The following is a 16924-nucleotide window of genomic DNA, read 5'->3' as shown; positions in this document are numbered from 1 at the left end:
ACGGCCCAATGCGAAAAGGCCCGCTTGCGCGGGCCTTTTTCACATCACCATCCCCAGCAGGTGCCCGCCGCCGGCTTGCCGCAGGTGCGGTAATTCACCGCGAACCACAGCTTGCCCGCGCCGCGCGGCTTGCCGTCTGACGTCTTGACGTCGTTGCGCGGCAGTTCTTCCAGGGTGTCGCGCGCGGTCTTGGTGGGCGAGCCGCTGGCCGCGTTGGGCGCCAGCGCGATGCGGCCCAGGCTGGCGGCATCGCGGTCCTCGAACACGATATCCGTGTCGTTCAACGCGCTCATCTTCAACGAGGCATCGCGCACGGCGGCGGCGTAGCTGTCGCTGGCGCCGGTTGGCAGGATGTCCTTGTTCAGCGTGCTGACCGCCAGGATCTCGGCGGGCGTGGCCGGCGCCTGCATCTTGTACCGATCCAACCCGGGCAGTTGGCCCGCCGCGGCCTGCCGGCGCAGCCAGTCGCCCCACAGGAATTCCGCGAACTCGGGCAGGTTGCCGTTGCTGTAGGCGATGTCGCGGGTGAAGTACACCAGCGAGCGATAGCGGTCTTCCTGCATGCCGCCGGGTTCCTGCGCATGGGACAGCCCCAGGCGCGTGGGCAGCTGGTCGACGGTGATGGGCTGATTCTGCCCGTCGCGCAGCCACGCGCGGCGCTCGTCCACCAGGCGTTGCCAGAAGGCGGCCGCGGTCGTCAGATCGCTGTAGTTGGCGTCGACCTTCACCCACACCGGCAGCTTGGGGCCGCCGTCAAAGATCTCGCGCAGGGACGAGAACGTGTGGTGGCCGTCGGTCAGGTACAGATTGCCGTTCCAGCCCACCACCACCGTCTTCAGGTTGGCGGTGTGGGTGCCCGGCGCGTCCAGGCAGGCGAACGTGTCGGGCTGGTCCAGGCGGGCGGCGCGGGCCTCGGCGATGCTCTGGAACTTCTGCGCGCGCTCGGCGCCGCCCACGTCTTCGCAGTAATCGTCGAACTTCTTGCCGACCGTGCGGTTCAGGTAATCCAGTTGCAGCACCGGATCGGCCGCCCAGGTGGCGCGGTCGAAGTCGCCCTGCCAGCGGCCCAGCTTGTAATAGATCTGGTCATAGCCGATTGCGGCCTGGGTGGGCTGCAGTTCCTCGATGCGGACCTGGATCACGTCGCCCGGCTTGGTCTGCAGGTAGGCCGTATTGCGCGGGGGCGTCTCAGGTTGCGGTTCCGGAGCGGGCGTCTGCGGCGGCGCCGGGGTTTCGGCGACAAGCGGCTGGACGGCGTCATCGTCATCGTCGCCGCCGCCATTGCAGGCGGCCAGGACCAGCGGCAGCAACGCCAGGGCCAGGGCGCGGGCAAGGCGCGTTTGCGGACGGAGTACGGGCGAGAACTCGGAAGGGGAACGAGAAGGCATGACAGTTCGTGGGGGGCTGCGATCAGTAAGGGAGGCCGATCATGCCGGACGCGTGTTTCCTGCGCATTGCACGTCACCATGAATCTGACCGAGCATAGCTTGCGCGGCGCGCAGCAGGGAGATAATGGCAGCGCGCCCGGCGCGGGACCGTGGCGCGATACCGGAAAAACCAGGGAGGCTGCCGGCAATGGCTTACATCAACTTCTGGCGCATCTGCTTCACGCTGACGCTCAGTGCAATCGGCTTCGGTGCGGCGGCGGACGACCGGGGCGCGCACCTGCTGGAGGCGTCCGGCAAGGGCGACACGGCGCGGGTGCGCCAATTGCTGGCCGCAGGCGCGCCGCTCGAGGCGCGGGACGGGCAGGGCAACACGCCGCTCCTGCGCGCCACGCAAGGCAACCACGAAGCGGCCGCGGCGGCGCTGATCCAGGCCGGCGCGGATGTGAACGCCAAGAACGGCATGCAGGACAGCGCCTATCTATTGGCGGGCGCGCAGGGGTATCGCGAGATCCTGGAACTGACGCTGACGCACGGCGCGGATCTGAAAAGCACCAACCGCTACGGCGGCACGGCGCTGATACCTGCTTGCGAGCGGGGCCATGTCGAGGTCGTCAAACGCCTGCTTCAGGCCGGGGTGGATCCGAACCATGTCAACCGCTTGGGATGGACCGGGCTGCTGGAAGCCATCATTCTGAGCGATGGCGGACCGCGTCATCAGGCCATCGTGGGGCTGCTGATCGAAGGGGGCGCGGACGTGAATCTGCCGGACAAGGACGGCCGCACGCCGTTGCAGCACGCCCGCCAGCGCGGGCAGACAGAGATCGTCCAGATGCTGGAGCGCGCCCGGGCGCGGTAGCGGCCCGGGCGGCGAGGTGGGCCGGCGCCGCGCAAGCGGACCGGCCCGGCACACGCTTAGAACTGGTGGCGGATGCCCACGCCGGCGGCGGTGCTCTTGACGCCGTCGATGAACGCGTAATCCGTGCCGTACGAACCGTAGGCGTACAGGTTGGTGCGCTTGGACAGGTCGTAGGTGTAGCCCACGCTGTAGACGTTCATGTTGGCGTCGCCGCCCGTCAGCTTGTCGTTGGACGGGGCCACGTGCTGCCACGACGTGAACAGGCTGCCGGCTGCGCTGACGGGGAACGTTGCGCCCAGCATGTAGGAATTGGCCTTGAAACCGTCCACGAAGCGGTTGATGCCGAATTCATCGCTGAACGGCGTGCCGGCCGGCAGGTCCTGGCCGACGAACCAGCCGTCGGTGGTGCGGCCGTAAGCGGCGGCCAGCTTGACGACTTCCAGGTCGTACGACGCGCCGATGGCGTACTGGCGCGGCGTGGCGCCGTTGTCGATGGAGCCGCGGTTGGAACCGTTCAGCTGGTCATACGTCAGCGTCACGTTCAGCGGACCTTGCACGTAGCGCAGGCCGGTCGTGATGCCGCGCGTGTTGTCCGCGGTCTTGAAGCCGGTCTGGTCCGTCGTGGTGTCGTCCACGCTGAACGAGTAGCCCACGGCGAATTCAAAGCCGTTCACCGACGGGGTGCGGTACATGACCATGTTGTCCCAGCGCATGGTGTTGGCCGCGCTGAACCCCAGGCCCAGGTTGGACTGGGTGTAGCTGGTGTAGAAGGGATCGATGTCGGCCAGGTAGTTGGAGCCGACGGTGGCCTGGCGGCCGAATTCGAGCGAGCCCCAGGCGTCGTTGGCCAGGCCGATGGTGGCTTGGCGGCCGAACAGGCGGCCCGACTGGCCGCGGCTGCCGTTGGCGGAGTCAAAGCCGCTTTCCAGCTTGAAGACGGCACGCAGGCCGTCGCCCAGATCTTCGGATCCGCGCAGGCCCCAGCGGGAGCCGGCCTGGATGCCGTTGATCATGCCGACTTTGGAACCACTGTAGCCATCGCCCTTGATCTTGTTGTAGCCGAGGCCGGTGTCGATGACACCATAGAGGGTGACTGACGGTTCTGCCTGGGCAACGCCTGCGAAAGAGGCCAGCATTGCCGCGGCGAGCAGCGTCTTTTTCATCCGGAAAACTCCTGTGTTGCAGTTGAAGAAAAAGCAAAAGGAACACGGCGCCAAGCATCAACCCGGCGGTGTTCCTCGGGGCATAGTGTAGAACAATGCGTTAATTGTCGTTATCCGCCGTCAATTTTTGCCAAAATTCGAAGTTGTTCTAGTGGCGCACGCGCCTGAAATCTGCGCAGGCGGAACGGGGCCGGATTGACCTGAATCTCTCATAGTGGCATCTTGCCCAAAACCCGAATCTTGGAACCCTCGTCTTGGAATTTCCCCAGCCGCTCGTCACTGTCGACGCCGTCCTTCTCACCCTGCGCGAATCTGGCCTGGAAGTCGCGCTGCACCAGCGCGATCGCGAGCCCTTTCAGGGCGCGATGGCGTTGCCCGGTGGCGTGGTGCACGCCGACGAGGACGCGTCCACCGAAGACAGCATCCGGCGCGTGTTGCGGGAAAAGACGGGTTTCGAGCCGCGCTACCTTGAGCAGTTGCAGGTGTTTTCGGGCATGGATCGCGACCCCCGGCAGTGGTCGCTGTCGGTGGCCTACGTGGCCCTGGTGCCCGCCGCCGAACTGGCCGCCGCCAGGCGCGCCGAGTTCCGCTTTGTCAGCGTGGACGCGCTGCCGCCGCTGGCGTTCGACCACGCCGCCATCGTCCGGGCGGCCGTGGACCGACTGCGCAGCAAGTCCACCTATTCCACGCTGCCGTTCTTCCTGTTGCCCGAGCGCTTCACGCTGACTCAGCTGCAGCACACCTATGAGGCGATCCTGCAGACCCGGCTCGAGAAATCCAATTTCCGCCGCAAGATGGAAGCGTGGGGCGCGCTGGAGGCCACCGACGAACAGGTCGGCGGCGCGCAGCGGCCGGCGCGCCTGTACCGGCTGAAGGACTTCACGTTTTTCGACCGCAGCGTCGGATGAGGCGTGAGCGCGCCCATTCAAATACAAAGATAGTTGCATAACAACAATAAGTGGGCTTATACTGACGTCACTTAGTTTTGAAATACCACTAAGGGACGATCATGTTCACCATCACTGCGGTCATTGAAGGACAACGCCTGACCGATACGCCGGCAGCGTTCCGGTTTCCGGGCGGCGAAATGCAGGTCACCATTCCGGCCGAGCTGCGCGAGCAGGCGGACGCCGCCCGCGAATTTCGCATCCATGCCTTGTTGAAGTCGGCCGACGACGTGATGCAGTTGTTGCTGTTGACCGATGCCCTGCGCCGCCTGAACCCCGCCGTGCCGGTGCACCTGGACATGCCTTATGTGCCGTATGCCCGCCAGGACCGCGTGTGCAACCCGGGCGAGGCGCTGGGCGCCGCGGTGTTCTGCAAGCTGATCAACGACCAGCAGTACGCCACCGTCACCATCGTCGAACCCCACAGCGACGTCACGCCGGCGCTGCTCGCGCGGGTTCGGGTCGTCGATGCCGCCACCTTCCTGAAAAAGGCGCTGGCAGCCCCGGCCTTTGCGCAGGGCGTCACGCTGATGGCGCCGGACGCCGGCGCCCGCAAGCGGGTGCAGGCGCTGGCCAAGGCGCTGGGCGTGGCGGATGTGCGCTACGCGGAAAAGGTCCGCGATCCGCAGACCGGCCGCATTACTGAAACCCGCGTGCCCGACGATATCCCGGCCCAGCCGGTGCTGGTGGTCGACGACATCTGCGACGGCGGCCGCACGTTCCTGGAACTGGCCGCCGCCCTGCGCGGCAAGACCCGCCAGCCGCTCTACCTGTATGTCACGCACGGCATCTTCAGCAAGGGCCTGACCGAGCTGAAGGCCAACTACGCCGAGATTTTCACCGCATACGACTGGACTCGCACCGAAGACGCCCCTGTGCCGGGCGCCGCCGCAGCCGTCCTGGTCAACTAAGCAGCCAAGAAGGAAAACGCCATGAATGCCCCCGACACCCTGGCCCCCGCGCTCAAGAACGGCCTGAATCCCTTTCTGCAGGCGGATTTCTACAAGACCGGCCACCCGTTCCAGTACCCCAAGGGCACCAACAAGATCCTTGCCAACTTCACGCCGCGTTCCGCGCGCCTGGCGCCGGTGCTGCCCGAATTGTTCGACGAGAAGATCGTCTGGTTCGGCCTGCAGGGCTTCATCAAGGAAATCCTGATCGGTCTTTTCAACCGCGAGTTCTTCGGCAAGCCGGCCGCGACGGCGGTGCGCCAGTACCAGCGCCGCGTGGACAACGCGCTGGGCAAGGGCGCGGTCACGGTGGACCACCTGCAGGCGCTGCACGACCTGGGCTACCTGCCGCTGGAAATCCGCTCGGTGCCTGAAGGCGCCCGCGTGGACATCCGCGTGCCGCCCGTCACCTTCGTCAACACCCAGCCGGAATTCGCCTGGCTGGTGACCTACATCGAAACCCTGTTCAGTTGCGAATCCTGGAAGCCGTCCACGGTCGCCACCATCGCCTTCGAATACCGCAAGCTGCTGACCTACTTCGCGCAGCTGACCGGCAGCCCGATGGCGTTCGTGGACTGGCAGGGCCACGACTTCTCGATGCGCGGCATGGCCGGCCTGTACGACGCGCGCAAGTGCGGCGCGGGCCACCTGTTGTCCTTCACCGGCACCGACACGATCCCGGCCATCGATTACCTTGAAGACCTCTACCTCGCGGATTCGGATCGGGAACTCATCGGCGGCTCGGTGCCGGCGACCGAACACTCCGTGATGTGCCTGGGCAGCAAGGAAGGCGAGATCGAAACCATCCGCCGCCTGGTCAAGCAGGTCTATCCGGCGGGCATCGTGTCCGTGGTGTCGGACACCTGGGACTTCTGGCAGGTGGTCACGGATTTTGCCGCGGCGCTCAAGTCCGAGATCATGAGCCGCGAGCCGGATGCGCTGGGCAACGCCAAGGTCGTGTTCCGCCCGGACTCGGGCGATCCCGTGAAGATCCTGACGGGCTACTTCTGCACCGACGTGCCGGGCGTAGACGACCGCGCCGCCCTGCAAGCGGCGCAAGCCGCCGGCTTTGAGGCCGTGCGTGATGCGGCCACGGGCAACTACTGGCTGCTGGGTGAAGACGCCAGCGCGCGGCAAGCCCTTCGCGCCGCCGAGGTGAAGGGCGCCGTGCAATGCCTGTGGGATACCTTTGGCGGGGTTGAGACCGAGCGCGGCTACAAGCTTCTGGATCCGCACGTCGGCCTGATCTACGGCGACTCCATCACGCTGACCCGGGCGCGCGACATCCTGGTGCGGCTGGAGCGCAAGGGCTTTGCCTCGGGCAACGTGGTGCTGGGCATCGGGTCCTACACGTACCAGTACCTGACGCGCGACACCTTCGGCTGGGCGCTGAAGGCCACGTATGCCGAGGTCAACGGCGAACCGCAGGAACTGGTCAAGGACCCGGTCACCGACTCCGGCGTGAAAAAGTCCGCCAAGGGACTGCTGCGCGTGGAAGAGACGCCGGACGGCTACGTGCTGCACGATCAGCAGACGCCAGAGCAGGCGGCGGGCGGGGCGCTGGTGCCGGTGTTCCGCGACGGCGAGCTGCTGGTCGAACAAAGCTTGGCCCAGATCCGGGCGCGGCTGCAGGGATCGTGGGTATGCCCCGAGGCGGGCAGCATCCGCTGGCCGGCCTGCTGATCCCGCCGGCGGTTGCACGGGAGATCAAACGACAACGGCGCCCCAAGTGGGCGCCGTTGTTGTTGGCGATACCGGTCTTCGTGGGGCAAGGTGTCAGACACCCATGTGGCGCCTGCTCAACTTGACGGTCGTTGCTGACGGGTGTCAGACACCTTGCAAGCCAAGTTGACGACCATCTTCGCCGGGTGTCTCACACCGTGCTCATAAGGTGTCTGACACCCACTGCTCCGTTCCCCCAAGTTGACGACCATCTGCGCCGGGTGTCTGACACCGTCTTGGAAACAATAACGGCGCCTTGGGGGCGCCGTTGTGTTTGCGTGCCGGCGGATCAGCCCGGCCGGCGCGCGCGCTTTTCCTCGCGCACGAAGATCACCACGCCCACGATCACCATCAGCGCCAGCGCATACCAGGTGATGGCGTACGTCAGATGGTTGTTCGGAAAGTTGAGCATCGTCAGGCCGCCCACCGGTTCCCGCGCGGGATCCTTGCCGGGGCTGGTCGCCGCATCCGCATCGATGAAGTAGGGCGCCACGTCGGTCAACCCGCGCGCCGCCGCGATGCCGGGCAGATCGCGTGAATACCAGAGGTTGGCGGCCGGGTCGTTGTTGCGCAGAAAGCCGCTGGCCGGCTCGCCCATGCGCAGCAGGCCCGTCACCTGGCCCGGGGCGGCGGGCTGGGCGGCATTGGCGGGGTCCTTGCGCCACGCCGGCAGCACGAAGCCGCGATTGACCAGCACGGTGCCGCCGTCCGCCAGCTGCAGCGGCGTCATGACCCAATAGCCGCTGCCCAGTTCGGTCGCGGCCTGCACCAGCGTCTGCTTGTCGAAGTGGTACGTGCCGGCGGCGGTGACGTGGCGGTATTCCGCGTTGTCCTGCGTCAATTGCGCCCATTCGCTTTTGCCGGGGGCGGGCGTGGCGGGCGCGTGGGCCCGCTGATCCACCTGCGCGATCAGGGCGCGCTTCCAGGCCAGCCGGTGCACCTGCCAGGTGCCCAGGGCGCAAAGCCCGGCGAAGAGGGCAACAGCCAGCAACCCCAGGATGACCAGGGTTGCTTTGCTGCGCGGATGTCGGGAGGTGTCGCGTGAAGAAATGTCTTTGACTGCAGCCATCAGGGCATCTTGCGCATGTCATGCGGGGACATGGGCATCATGTTGGAGTTCAGGTGATACATGATCCAGATGGATCCGCTGAGCGTGATCACGACCAGCACCAGCGTGAATATTAACGCCAACATGTTCCACCCGCTTTCGGACTTGGTGTCCAGGTGCAGGAAGTAGATGATGTGCACCACGATCTGCACGACGGCGAACGCCAGGATCACCAGGCCCGTGACGCGCGAGCTGTCGATGACCCGGTCCATCACCAGCCAGAACGGAATCGCCGTCAGGATGGCCGCCAGCACGAAGCCGGTCATGTAGCTCTTGAAGGTGCCGTGGGCGGCGGCGTCGTCATCGTCGTGGTGGCCATCGTGACCGTCGTGGCCGTGGTGGCCGCCGTGGCCGGTGTCGGCCAGGTTATCCATGTGTGACGTCATGGCAGCACTCCCATCAGGTACACAAAGGTGAACACGCCCACCCAGATCAGGTCCAGGAAGTGCCAGAACATCGACAGGCACATCAGGCGGCGGCGGTTTTCCGGGATCAGGCCGTGGAGGCGGACCTGCAGCATCAGCGTCACCAGCCACACGATGCCGAAGGTGACGTGCAGCCCGTGCGTGCCGACCAGCGTGAAAAAGGCCGACAGGAAGGCGCTGCGCTGCGGCCCGGCGCCCTGGTGGATCAGGTGCCAAAACTCGTAGATTTCCAGCGATAGGAAGCCCAAGCCCAGGATGCCGGTGACCGCCAGCCACAGCTGCGTGGCGCCGATACGGTTGCGCCGCATCTCCAGCATGGCAAAGCCGTACGTGATCGAGGACAGCAGCAGCAGCGTCGTGTTCACCGCCACCAGCGGCAGGTCGAACAGGTCCGCGCCGGACGGCCCGGCCGCGAAGCTGCGGCCCAGCACGCCGTAGACCGCGAACAGGCACGCGAAGATGAGGCAGTCGCTCATCAGGTAGATCCAGAACCCGAGCAGCGTGCCGTTCTTGGGATGGTGTTCGCCAGGAACGTAGAAGACCGGTTCCTGGGCCGGCGCGGCGCCGCCGGGCATGGGGTGGGCGAGGGTATCAGACATGTTGCGCTAGCAGCCTTGTGCGGGCGTCTTCCGTGGCGACGACCTGTTCGGCCGGCACGTAGTAGTCGCGCTTGTAGTTGAAGGTATGGATGATCGACACCAGGATCAGCGCGGCAAACGCCAGCACCACCAGCGGCCACATGTGCCAGATCAGCGCAAAGCCCAGCACCACGCTGATCCCGGCCAGCACGATGCCCGCCCACGTGTTCTTCGGCATGTGAATCGGAATGAAGCCCTGCTGCGGACGCTGGTAGCCGTGCTGCTTCATCTGCCACCAGGCGTCCAGGTCATGCACCCGCGGCGTGAACGCAAAGTTGTACACGGGCGGGGGCGACGACGTGGACCATTCGAGCGTGCGGCCATCCCACGGATCGCCGGTGGTGTCGCGCAACTGGTCGCGGCGGCGGTAGCTGACCACGAGCTGGATGATGAAGCTGGCGATGCCGCACGCGATCAGCAGCGCGCCAAAGGCCGCGATCTGGAACCAGATCTGCAGCGACATGTCCTCGAAGTGGTTCACGCGGCGCGTCACGCCCATCAGGCCCAGCACGTAAAGCGGCATGAAGGCCACGTAAAAGCCCACCAGCCAGAACCAGAACGAGCATTTACCCCAGAACGGATCTAGCTTGTAGCCGAACGCCTTGGGGAACCAGTAGGTGATGCCGGCCATCAGCCCGAACAGCACGCCGCCGATGATCACGTTGTGAAAGTGCGCGATCAGGAACAGGCTGTTGTGCAGCGCAAAGTCGGCGGGCGGCACGGCCAGCAGCACGCCCGTCATGCCGCCGATCACGAAGGTGACCATGAACCCCAGCGTCCACAGCATCGGCACTTCGAAGCGGATGCGCCCGCGATACATGGTGAACAGCCAGTTGAAGATCTTGGCGCCGGTCGGGATCGAGATGATCATTGTCGTGATCCCGAAGAACGAGTTCACGCTGGCGCCGGACCCCATGGTGAAGAAGTGGTGCAGCCACACCAGGTACGACAGCACGGTGATCACGACCGTGGCATACACCATGGACGCATAGCCGAAGAGGCGTTTGCGGCAATAGGTGGACACCACCTCGGAGAAGATGCCGAACGCCGGCAGGATCAGGATGTACACCTCGGGGTGGCCCCAGATCCAGATCAGGTTCACGTACATCATGGCGTTGCCGCCAAAGTCCGCCGTGAAGAAATTGGTGCCGACATAGCGGTCCATGGACAGAAGGGCCAGCACCGCCGTCAACACCGGAAAGGCCGCCACGATCAGCACGTTGGTGCACAGCGCCGTCCACGTGAAGATGGGCATGCGCATCATCTTCATGCCGGGCGCGCGCATCTTCACGATGGTGACCAGCAGGTTCACCCCGGATAGCAATGTACCCACCCCCGCTATCTGCAAGGCCCATATGTAGTAATCGACCCCGACATCCGGACTGTGCAGGATGCCGGATAACGGCGGATACGCCAGCCAGCCGGTGCGGGCAAATTCCCCGACGAACAGCGACATCATCACCAGGATCACGCCGCCGGCGGTCATCCAGAAGCTGAAGTTGTTCAGGAACGGAAACGCGACGTCGCGCGCCCCGATCTGCAGCGGCACGATGAAATTCATCAGGCCCGTGACCAGCGGCATGGCCACGAAGAAGATCATGATGACCCCGTGCGCCGTGAAGATCTGGTCGTAGTGGTGCGGCGGCAGAAAGCCGGTGGAGTCGCCGAAGGCCACGGCCTGCTGGGAGCGCATCATGATGGCGTCGGCAAACCCCCGCAGCAGCATCACGATGCCCAGGATCACGTACATGATGCCGATCTTCTTGTGATCGATGCTGGTGAACCATTCGCGCCACAGGTAGCCCCACTTCTTGTAGTAAGTGACGGAGCCCAGCACGACGATGCCGCCAATCGCCACCACGAAGAACGTGCCCAGCAGGATGGGATCGTGGAAAGGAATGGCGTCCCAGGTCAGACGGCCGAAGATCAGCTTGGTGAGGTCAGGTTGATCAGGCATCTCGATTCCAGCAAAAAGACCGCGTTTACATGGCGCACGTGCCGAGCTGAAAAACCTGCCGCGCTACAGCAGCAATCCTTCGGTGGCCGTGCACATGGCGCCCACGTACTTGCGCGGCGGCGTGTCCGTGAGCCCCAGGCGCTCGCGCGTCTGGGGATCCAGGGTGGTCAGGTTATGCGCGCCGGGAATGCCGGCGCCGCCTTGGGCGTCGATGGCCATCGCGTCGCGCATGCACATGCGGTTGGGCTCGACGCAGCGGTTCACGATGGCGTCGAACAGGCCCGGCGCAACGGTGGCGTAAAGCTGCACCGGGTTGCGCTCGCTGGGTTGTTCAAGTTTCAGGTACGCCGCGCGGTCCAGCGTGGCTTGCGACTTGCGCGCCTGCCCGACCCAGTCGTCAAAGCCTTTCTGGTCCAGGCCATGGAAGCGAAAGCGCATGCCGGAAAACCCCGAGCCGCTGTAGTTGGCGGACAGGCCCTCGTACTCGCCGGGGTGATTGATGACGGCGTGCAGCGTAGTCTGCATGCCGGGCATCGCGTAGATCTGGCCGGCCAACGCGGGCACGAAGAACGAATTCATGACCGATGACGAGGTGATCTTGAACTGGATGGGACGATCCACCGGCGCGGCCATTTCGTTTACCGCCGCCACGCCTTGCTCGGGATAGAGGAACAGCCACTTCCAGTCCAGCGCCACCACTTCGACCACCAGCGGCTTGGTGTTGGGCGGCACCTCGCGGCCTTCGGACAGGCGCGCCAGCGGGCGGTAGGGATCGAGCTGGTGGGTGCTGACCCACGTAAGCGCGCCGAGCGCGATGATGATGAGCAGCGGCGCGGCCCAGATCAGAAGCTCCAGCATGGTGGAGTGGTTCCAGTCGGGATCGTAGGCGGCGTCCTTGTTGCTGGCGCGATAGCGCCAGGCGAACAGCAAGGTCAGGATGATCACCGGCACGATGATGATGAGCATCAGGCCGGTGGAGATGATGATCAGGTTGCGTTGTTGCACGGCCACGTCGCCCGACGGCGAGAGCAAGACCGCATTGCACCCGGCGAGCAGCGGCAGGGCGGCAAACAGGATCAATCCGCGAAGCCTTGCGAAGGACGACATAGTCATACCCCGAAACGTAACCGTGCGAAGTAAACGAAACACTACGCTGGAAGCCGCGAAAAATCTAGGGTAAAAAGAGCAAAAGTATGCACGGCAGCGCATGCGGAGCCGTCCTGGGCCGTAAGGCTTGCGGCGTGCGGCATGATGCGCGTACTGTCATGCAGGTGTGTTGCAAGATCGTAGACAAGGCGTATTCAGATCCTTTTTTTGCGAGCGAATCCATGTCGACCACCACGCAATATCCTGGTCATCCCTCTCCCGTTTCCGGACCTGGGGCGATCAGCGGCGGGACCAGCCACGCCAAGGTGGCGCCTGGTGAGATCGCCGTGGGCGTGGTGGTGGGACGCGCCTCGGAATACTTCGACTTCTTCGTATTCGGCATCGCCTGCGTTCTGGTTTTTCCGAAGGTGTTCTTTCCCTTCGAAGCCCCGCTGGAAGGCACGCTCTGGGCCTTCGTTATCTTCTCCTTTGCCTTCATCATGCGTCCCATCGGCACGGCCGTGTCGATGGCGATTCAGCGCCGATGGGGCCGCGCCACCAAGTTGACCGTTGCCTTGTTCGTATTGGGCACCGCGACCGTGGGCATGGCGTTTCTGCCGGGCTATGAATCCATCGGCGTCCATGCGATCACCTTGCTTGCCGTGTTCCGCTGCCTGCAGGGGCTGGCGTTCGGCGGATCGTGGGACGGCCTGCCATCGCTGCTGGCGCTGAATGCGCCGCCCAATCGCCGCGGCTGGTATTCGATGATGGGACAGCTGGGTGCGCCGGTCGGCTTCATGGTGGCCAGCGCGCTTTTTCTTTATCTGCACGTGACGCTCACGCAGTCAGACTTTCTGGAGTGGGGCTGGCGCTATCCGTTCTTCGTGGCGTTTGCCATCAACGTGGTGGCGCTGTTTGCGCGGCTGCGGCTGGTCGTGACCGAGGAATACACGCAGCTACTTGAAGAAGGCGAACTCGAACCCATCAGCATCCGCGAGATCGTCAGCCAGCAAGGCTACAACCTCTTCATCGGCGCCTTCGCCGCGTTGGCCAGCTATGCGCTGTTTCACCTCGTCACCGTTTTCCCGCTGTCGTGGATCGCTGTCAGCGGCACGCAACAGATTTCGGATGTGCTGATCGTGCAGATCATTGGATCGGTGATCGGCATCCTGGGCACGATCGCCTCCGGATGGCTGGCCGACCGTATTGGCCGGCGCACGACGCTGGGACTGCTGGCCATGCTGATCGGCGTGTTTGCGGTGGTGTCGCCCTGGCTGCTGGGCGGCGGACCGAAGGCGCAGGATGCGTTCATCCTGATCGGCTTCGCGTTGCTGGGACTGTCCTACGGCCAGGCGTCGGGCACGGTCACCGCCAACTTCACGCGCCGGTTCCGCTATACCGGCGCGGCGCTGACGTCCGACATGGCATGGCTGGTCGGGGCGGCCTTCGCGCCGGTGGTGGCACTGGGGCTGTCTGCGCGATTCGGGCTGGTGGCGGTCAGCGTGTACCTGCTGTCGGGCGTGGCGTGCACGCTGCTGGCGCTGCGGATCAACAAGGTGCTTGAGACGCGCGATTAAAAGGGTGCTGCGGTTTTGCGGCGGTGTGTCTGACACCACCGGTGTCTGAGGCCCTGGGGAGACGGTCTCTCACCGGTGTCTGACACCCTGGGGAGATGGACTCGGGTTTGCCGCGGTGTGCATAGGGTGTCAGACACCCTACAGGCGGTGGACACCCTACAGGCGAATCAGCCCAGATACCCTTCCAGCACATTCGCCACGTTGATACCCACGTCCGCGACCGCATAGCCGCCTTCCATCGTGAACACCACGGGCAGCCCAAGCCCAGCAAGCATCTGACCGACCTGCAGATAGTCAGCGCTCTTCAATTTGAACTTCGAAATCGGATCGCCTTCGTAGGTGTCCACGCCCAGCGCGACGACCAGCGCGTCGGCCTTGAACGCGCGCACGGCGTCTATCCCCTGCTGCAAGGCGGCGGTCCAGGCCGCGAAGTCGCTGCCGGCGGGCAGCGGCAGGTTCAGGTTGCAGCCCTGGCCCGCGCCTTCGCCGCGCTCGTCGGCATAGCCCAGATAGAACGGATACTCGGTGGTCGGATCGCCGTGGACCGACACGGTGAGCACGTCGCCACGGTTGTAGAAGATGCTTTGCGTGCCGTTGCCATGGTGATAATCCACGTCCAGCACCGCGACGCGTTGTGCCCCGGCGTCGCGCAGCGCCTGCGCCGCCAGGGCCGCGTTGTTCAGGAAGCAATAGCCGCCAAAGAAGTCCGGACCGGCGTGATGGCCGGGCGGCCGGGTCAACGCCATTGCCGCGCGCAGGCCCTGGCCCTGGGATACGGCGCGCGCGGCGTCGATGGCGCAGGCGGCGCCTGCCGTGGCCGCCTCCCAGGTGCCGGCCGTCAGCGGACAGCCGCTATCGAATGAGAACAGGCCCACGCGCGCCGCGAAATTGGTGGGCTCGATGTCGTGGCGAAATCCGCGCACCGGCCAGATCGACGGCAGCACGTCGATATCGGCATTGGCCGGATCCAGCGCCACCCATTCGTTCCAGGCGCTTGCCAGAAAATCCACATAACGCGGCGTGTGCACCCGTTTGATGAGATCCATGTCCGGGCTGCCGGGCACGCGCAGTTCGCCGATGCCGCGCTGGCGCAGCGCGTCCAGCACGAACGCCAGCCTTGCCGGCGTTTCATGGCAAGGCACCAGTTTGCCGCGGAACATTTCGTGGCGGCCGCTGTGTTTGTTGTGAACGGGGTTGTGAAAGATCAGCACGATGGGAAGTCCTGGATGGATCAGGCGGGCGGATGCGCCCTGATGGTTCGCCCTTATAGCGGCCGGAAAATATACAGCGCCACAGCGGGCAGCTCACGGAAAATGGAATAGAGGTCGCGCATTTCGAAGAATGCCGGATAGGCGCCGCTGACCTCGGCCACGCCCTGGCGCTTGAGCGCGAGCATCGTGCGCGGCACATGGAAATACTGCGTCACGGCCAGGGCCCGTGTGTAGCCGTGTTCGCGCATGTAGGCGCTGGCGTGACGGGCGGTGGCCCATGTGTCCACGCCCGCACTGTCGACGACGATTTGGCCCGCGGGCACGCCGCGCGCCAGCAGGTAGTCGCGCATGGCGGCGGCTTCGTCCGTGCCGGCCGGATCCACGCCGCCGCTGACGAACAGAATGCGGCATCGGGACGCGGCATAGCAGTCGTAGGCGCGGTCCAGCCGCGCGGCCAGGCGCGCAGAGGGTTGTCCGCCGGGTTGAACGGTGTTGCCCAGCACGACGGCCACGTCGGCGTCGCGGGCGCCGCTCAGCAGGCCCGTCGCCGCCAGCGCCACGGCTGCCACCAGCACGATCGCCGCCAGAACGATCAGGGCGCGGGTCACGAATCGGCGGGTCGAAAATGTCATGGCGAAGGGCGAGTTCAGGGCGAGGGCAGAGCTTACGGCAAAAGGCGCGCCAGGCGATGCCGGGGTCTGAACGATTACGGCTGCCCGGCAGGGAAGTCTGCGGCCGGCGCTAGCGGGTAAACGCGCAGTGCGCGCCTGCAGGAGCTCGTTCATCCTGGTTAGAATGCCCAGATTGGCAACGCCCCGCGCCGTCGTGGCTGGCGCACCGTCCCCATGAACCTGCCGTTTCCCATCCGCCAAGAATGTCCACCCGGCGCCTGTGTGTGCGACCGGGACCGGTTGCTGGCCAATCCGGCGTCCGACCTGCGCGTCCTGCGGCTGACTCGGGAAGAAGAAAAGCGCCTCGTCGCGCGGCTGGAAAACATCACCAGCCTGGACGACCTGCGGGCCATGCAGGGGCGCATCCAGGCCCAGCTTGGCATCGTGATCCACATCACGCCCAGCGAAAACGAGGTGCGGACCTCGCGCGGCATCTCGATTCAATTGGAAGAATTGCCCGGCCTGTGCCGCAAGACGCGGGCATCGCTGCCCGCCGCGATTCGGCGCGGTTTCGACAACCGGCCCGAGATCGTCTATGCGCTCCTGAACGAGCGCGACCTCTTGAGCGGCACGTGATCGCGGTCAAGGACCGCGGTCAGTTCCCGCGAACGGCGGGGCAAGGCGCAAGCGGCACCACGTCCGCCGGCGCGCGCCCGGCGTCGGGCCGCGTAATGTCGCGTTTCTTGCCCGTGCGGGCGGGATAGATCAGCAGCACGGCGCTGCCGGGTTCCAGCTTGGGACTCTGCGCCGTGCCATAGGCCACCGTCCAGCCGCGCAAGGCCAGCGGCGCCAACGTGTATTGCAGGGCCGAGCCATGCGCGACATGGGCGACCTTGCCTGCGTACAGTTCCTGTTGGGGGGTGTCGACGCCGTCGATGGTCTGGTAGGTGGCGATGCTGACCAGCGCCGCGGACTCGCCAGGGCGCGCCAGCACGGCGGTCTTGTATTTGCCGGGCGGCACGTCCTGCAGGTTGGCGGTGACCTGCGCGCCGGCCTGGCCGGCGGCATCCAGATGCACGCCCACCACGTCGGCGTGCGAGAGCGTCCTGTCGCTGGTGTTGCGCACCCGCACGCTGTACTGCCCCGATGTTCCCGTCACGGTGCAGACCGCCACGCCGTGGGGAGACGCTGCCTGGGCGGACGCCGCGCCGGCGCAGGCCAGCAGCGCCGAAAACGGCAGGGTCAGGCAGCGGGTAGATCGAGACAGCACGGCACGCTCCGGGTA

At 65.3% G+C, this 16924-nt stretch carries 16 protein-coding genes; 6 read left to right on the top strand and 10 right to left on the bottom strand.

Annotation, left to right across the window (positions count from 1 at the left end):
- Positions 1-44: 44 nt before the first annotated feature.
- A complete protein-coding gene (locus LN047_RS22990; protein WP_373980277.1) occupies positions 45-1388 on the bottom strand; it encodes a ParB/Srx family N-terminal domain-containing protein in 1344 nt (447 codons plus the stop codon).
- A gap of 187 nt (positions 1389-1575) precedes the next feature.
- Here LN047_RS22990 and LN047_RS22985 point away from each other — a divergent pair, with 187 nt between their 5' ends.
- Entirely contained in the window at positions 1576-2244 is a 669-nt protein-coding gene (locus tag LN047_RS22985; RefSeq protein WP_373980276.1) for an ankyrin repeat domain-containing protein, read from the top strand.
- A 56-nt stretch (positions 2245-2300) separates the two neighbouring features.
- Here the strand turns inward: LN047_RS22985 and LN047_RS22980 are convergent, their stop codons facing one another.
- The gene (locus tag LN047_RS22980) at positions 2301-3407 is read right to left on the bottom strand and encodes a porin (protein ID WP_128827217.1); all 1107 of its coding nucleotides are present in this window, start codon (positions 3405-3407) and stop codon (positions 2301-2303) included.
- A 254-nt stretch (positions 3408-3661) separates the two neighbouring features.
- On the opposite strand from LN047_RS22980, the gene LN047_RS22975 reads away from it, so the two are divergent.
- The 3 genes from LN047_RS22975 to LN047_RS22965 all read left to right on the top strand — a co-directional run bounded on the left by LN047_RS22975 (position 3662) and on the right by LN047_RS22965 (position 6987).
- Entirely contained in the window at positions 3662-4315 is a 654-nt protein-coding gene (locus LN047_RS22975) for an NUDIX domain-containing protein (protein ID WP_373980275.1), read from the top strand.
- 101 nt (positions 4316-4416) lie between these two features.
- The gene (gene prs / locus LN047_RS22970) at positions 4417-5265 is read left to right on the top strand and encodes a ribose-phosphate diphosphokinase (protein WP_373980274.1); all 849 of its coding nucleotides are present in this window, start codon (positions 4417-4419) and stop codon (positions 5263-5265) included.
- A gap of 21 nt (positions 5266-5286) precedes the next feature.
- Positions 5287-6987: a nicotinate phosphoribosyltransferase gene (locus tag LN047_RS22965; protein WP_373980273.1), complete on the top strand. Its 1701-nt coding sequence runs from the start codon at positions 5287-5289 to the stop codon at positions 6985-6987.
- A 328-nt stretch (positions 6988-7315) separates the two neighbouring features.
- Here LN047_RS22965 and LN047_RS22960 read toward each other — a convergent pair whose 3' ends face one another.
- From LN047_RS22960 to cyoA, 5 genes are all read right to left on the bottom strand, one after another.
- Positions 7316-8095: an SURF1 family protein gene (locus tag LN047_RS22960; protein WP_373980272.1), complete on the bottom strand. Its 780-nt coding sequence runs from the start codon at positions 8093-8095 to the stop codon at positions 7316-7318.
- On the bottom strand, positions 8095-8508 hold the full coding sequence (cyoD, locus tag LN047_RS22955; RefSeq protein ID WP_373982176.1) for a cytochrome o ubiquinol oxidase subunit IV: 414 nt from the start codon (positions 8506-8508) through the stop codon (positions 8095-8097). The genes LN047_RS22960 and cyoD overlap by 1 nt, the downstream gene beginning before the upstream one ends.
- Before the next feature lie 8 nt (positions 8509-8516).
- On the bottom strand, positions 8517-9158 hold the full coding sequence (gene cyoC / locus LN047_RS22950) for a cytochrome o ubiquinol oxidase subunit III (RefSeq protein WP_063952400.1): 642 nt from the start codon (positions 9156-9158) through the stop codon (positions 8517-8519).
- Positions 9151-11154, bottom strand: coding sequence for a cytochrome o ubiquinol oxidase subunit I (cyoB, locus tag LN047_RS22945; protein ID WP_373980271.1), 2004 nt, complete (start codon positions 11152-11154; stop codon positions 9151-9153). Before cyoB ends, cyoC begins: the two co-directional genes overlap by 8 nt.
- A 63-nt stretch (positions 11155-11217) precedes the next feature.
- Positions 11218-12261 carry a ubiquinol oxidase subunit II gene (cyoA, locus tag LN047_RS22940; protein WP_373980270.1) on the bottom strand — a complete coding sequence of 348 codons (1044 nt, stop codon included), beginning with the start codon at positions 12259-12261 and terminating at the stop codon, positions 11218-11220.
- A gap of 221 nt (positions 12262-12482) precedes the next feature.
- Between cyoA and LN047_RS22935 the strand changes: the two genes are divergently transcribed.
- Positions 12483-13817, top strand: a complete 1335-nt coding sequence (locus LN047_RS22935) for an MFS transporter (RefSeq protein WP_056326974.1) — start codon at positions 12483-12485, stop codon at positions 13815-13817.
- Positions 13818-13984: 167 nt separating this feature from the next.
- Here LN047_RS22935 and LN047_RS22930 read toward each other — a convergent pair whose 3' ends face one another.
- Entirely contained in the window at positions 13985-15028 is a 1044-nt protein-coding gene (locus LN047_RS22930) for a histone deacetylase family protein (protein ID WP_373980269.1), read from the bottom strand.
- A 53-nt stretch (positions 15029-15081) separates the two neighbouring features.
- Positions 15082-15660, bottom strand: coding sequence for a YdcF family protein (locus LN047_RS22925; RefSeq protein ID WP_373980268.1), 579 nt, complete (start codon positions 15658-15660; stop codon positions 15082-15084).
- A gap of 213 nt (positions 15661-15873) precedes the next feature.
- Between LN047_RS22925 and LN047_RS22920 the strand changes: the two genes are divergently transcribed.
- Positions 15874-16275: a hypothetical protein gene (locus LN047_RS22920; protein ID WP_056326215.1), complete on the top strand. Its 402-nt coding sequence runs from the start codon at positions 15874-15876 to the stop codon at positions 16273-16275.
- Between the two features lie 19 nt (positions 16276-16294).
- Here LN047_RS22920 and LN047_RS22915 read toward each other — a convergent pair whose 3' ends face one another.
- Positions 16295-16909 (bottom strand): hypothetical protein, encoded by a 615-nt coding sequence (locus LN047_RS22915; RefSeq protein ID WP_373980267.1) that lies wholly within the window; start codon positions 16907-16909, stop codon positions 16295-16297.
- Positions 16910-16924: the final 15 nt, after the last annotated feature.

The sequence above is a fragment of the Achromobacter sp. JD417 genome (genome assembly GCF_041879325.1).
Lineage (GTDB): Bacteria > Pseudomonadota > Gammaproteobacteria > Burkholderiales > Burkholderiaceae_B > Achromobacter > Achromobacter mucicolens.
This window is presented reverse-complemented; position numbering and strand designations above follow the sequence as displayed.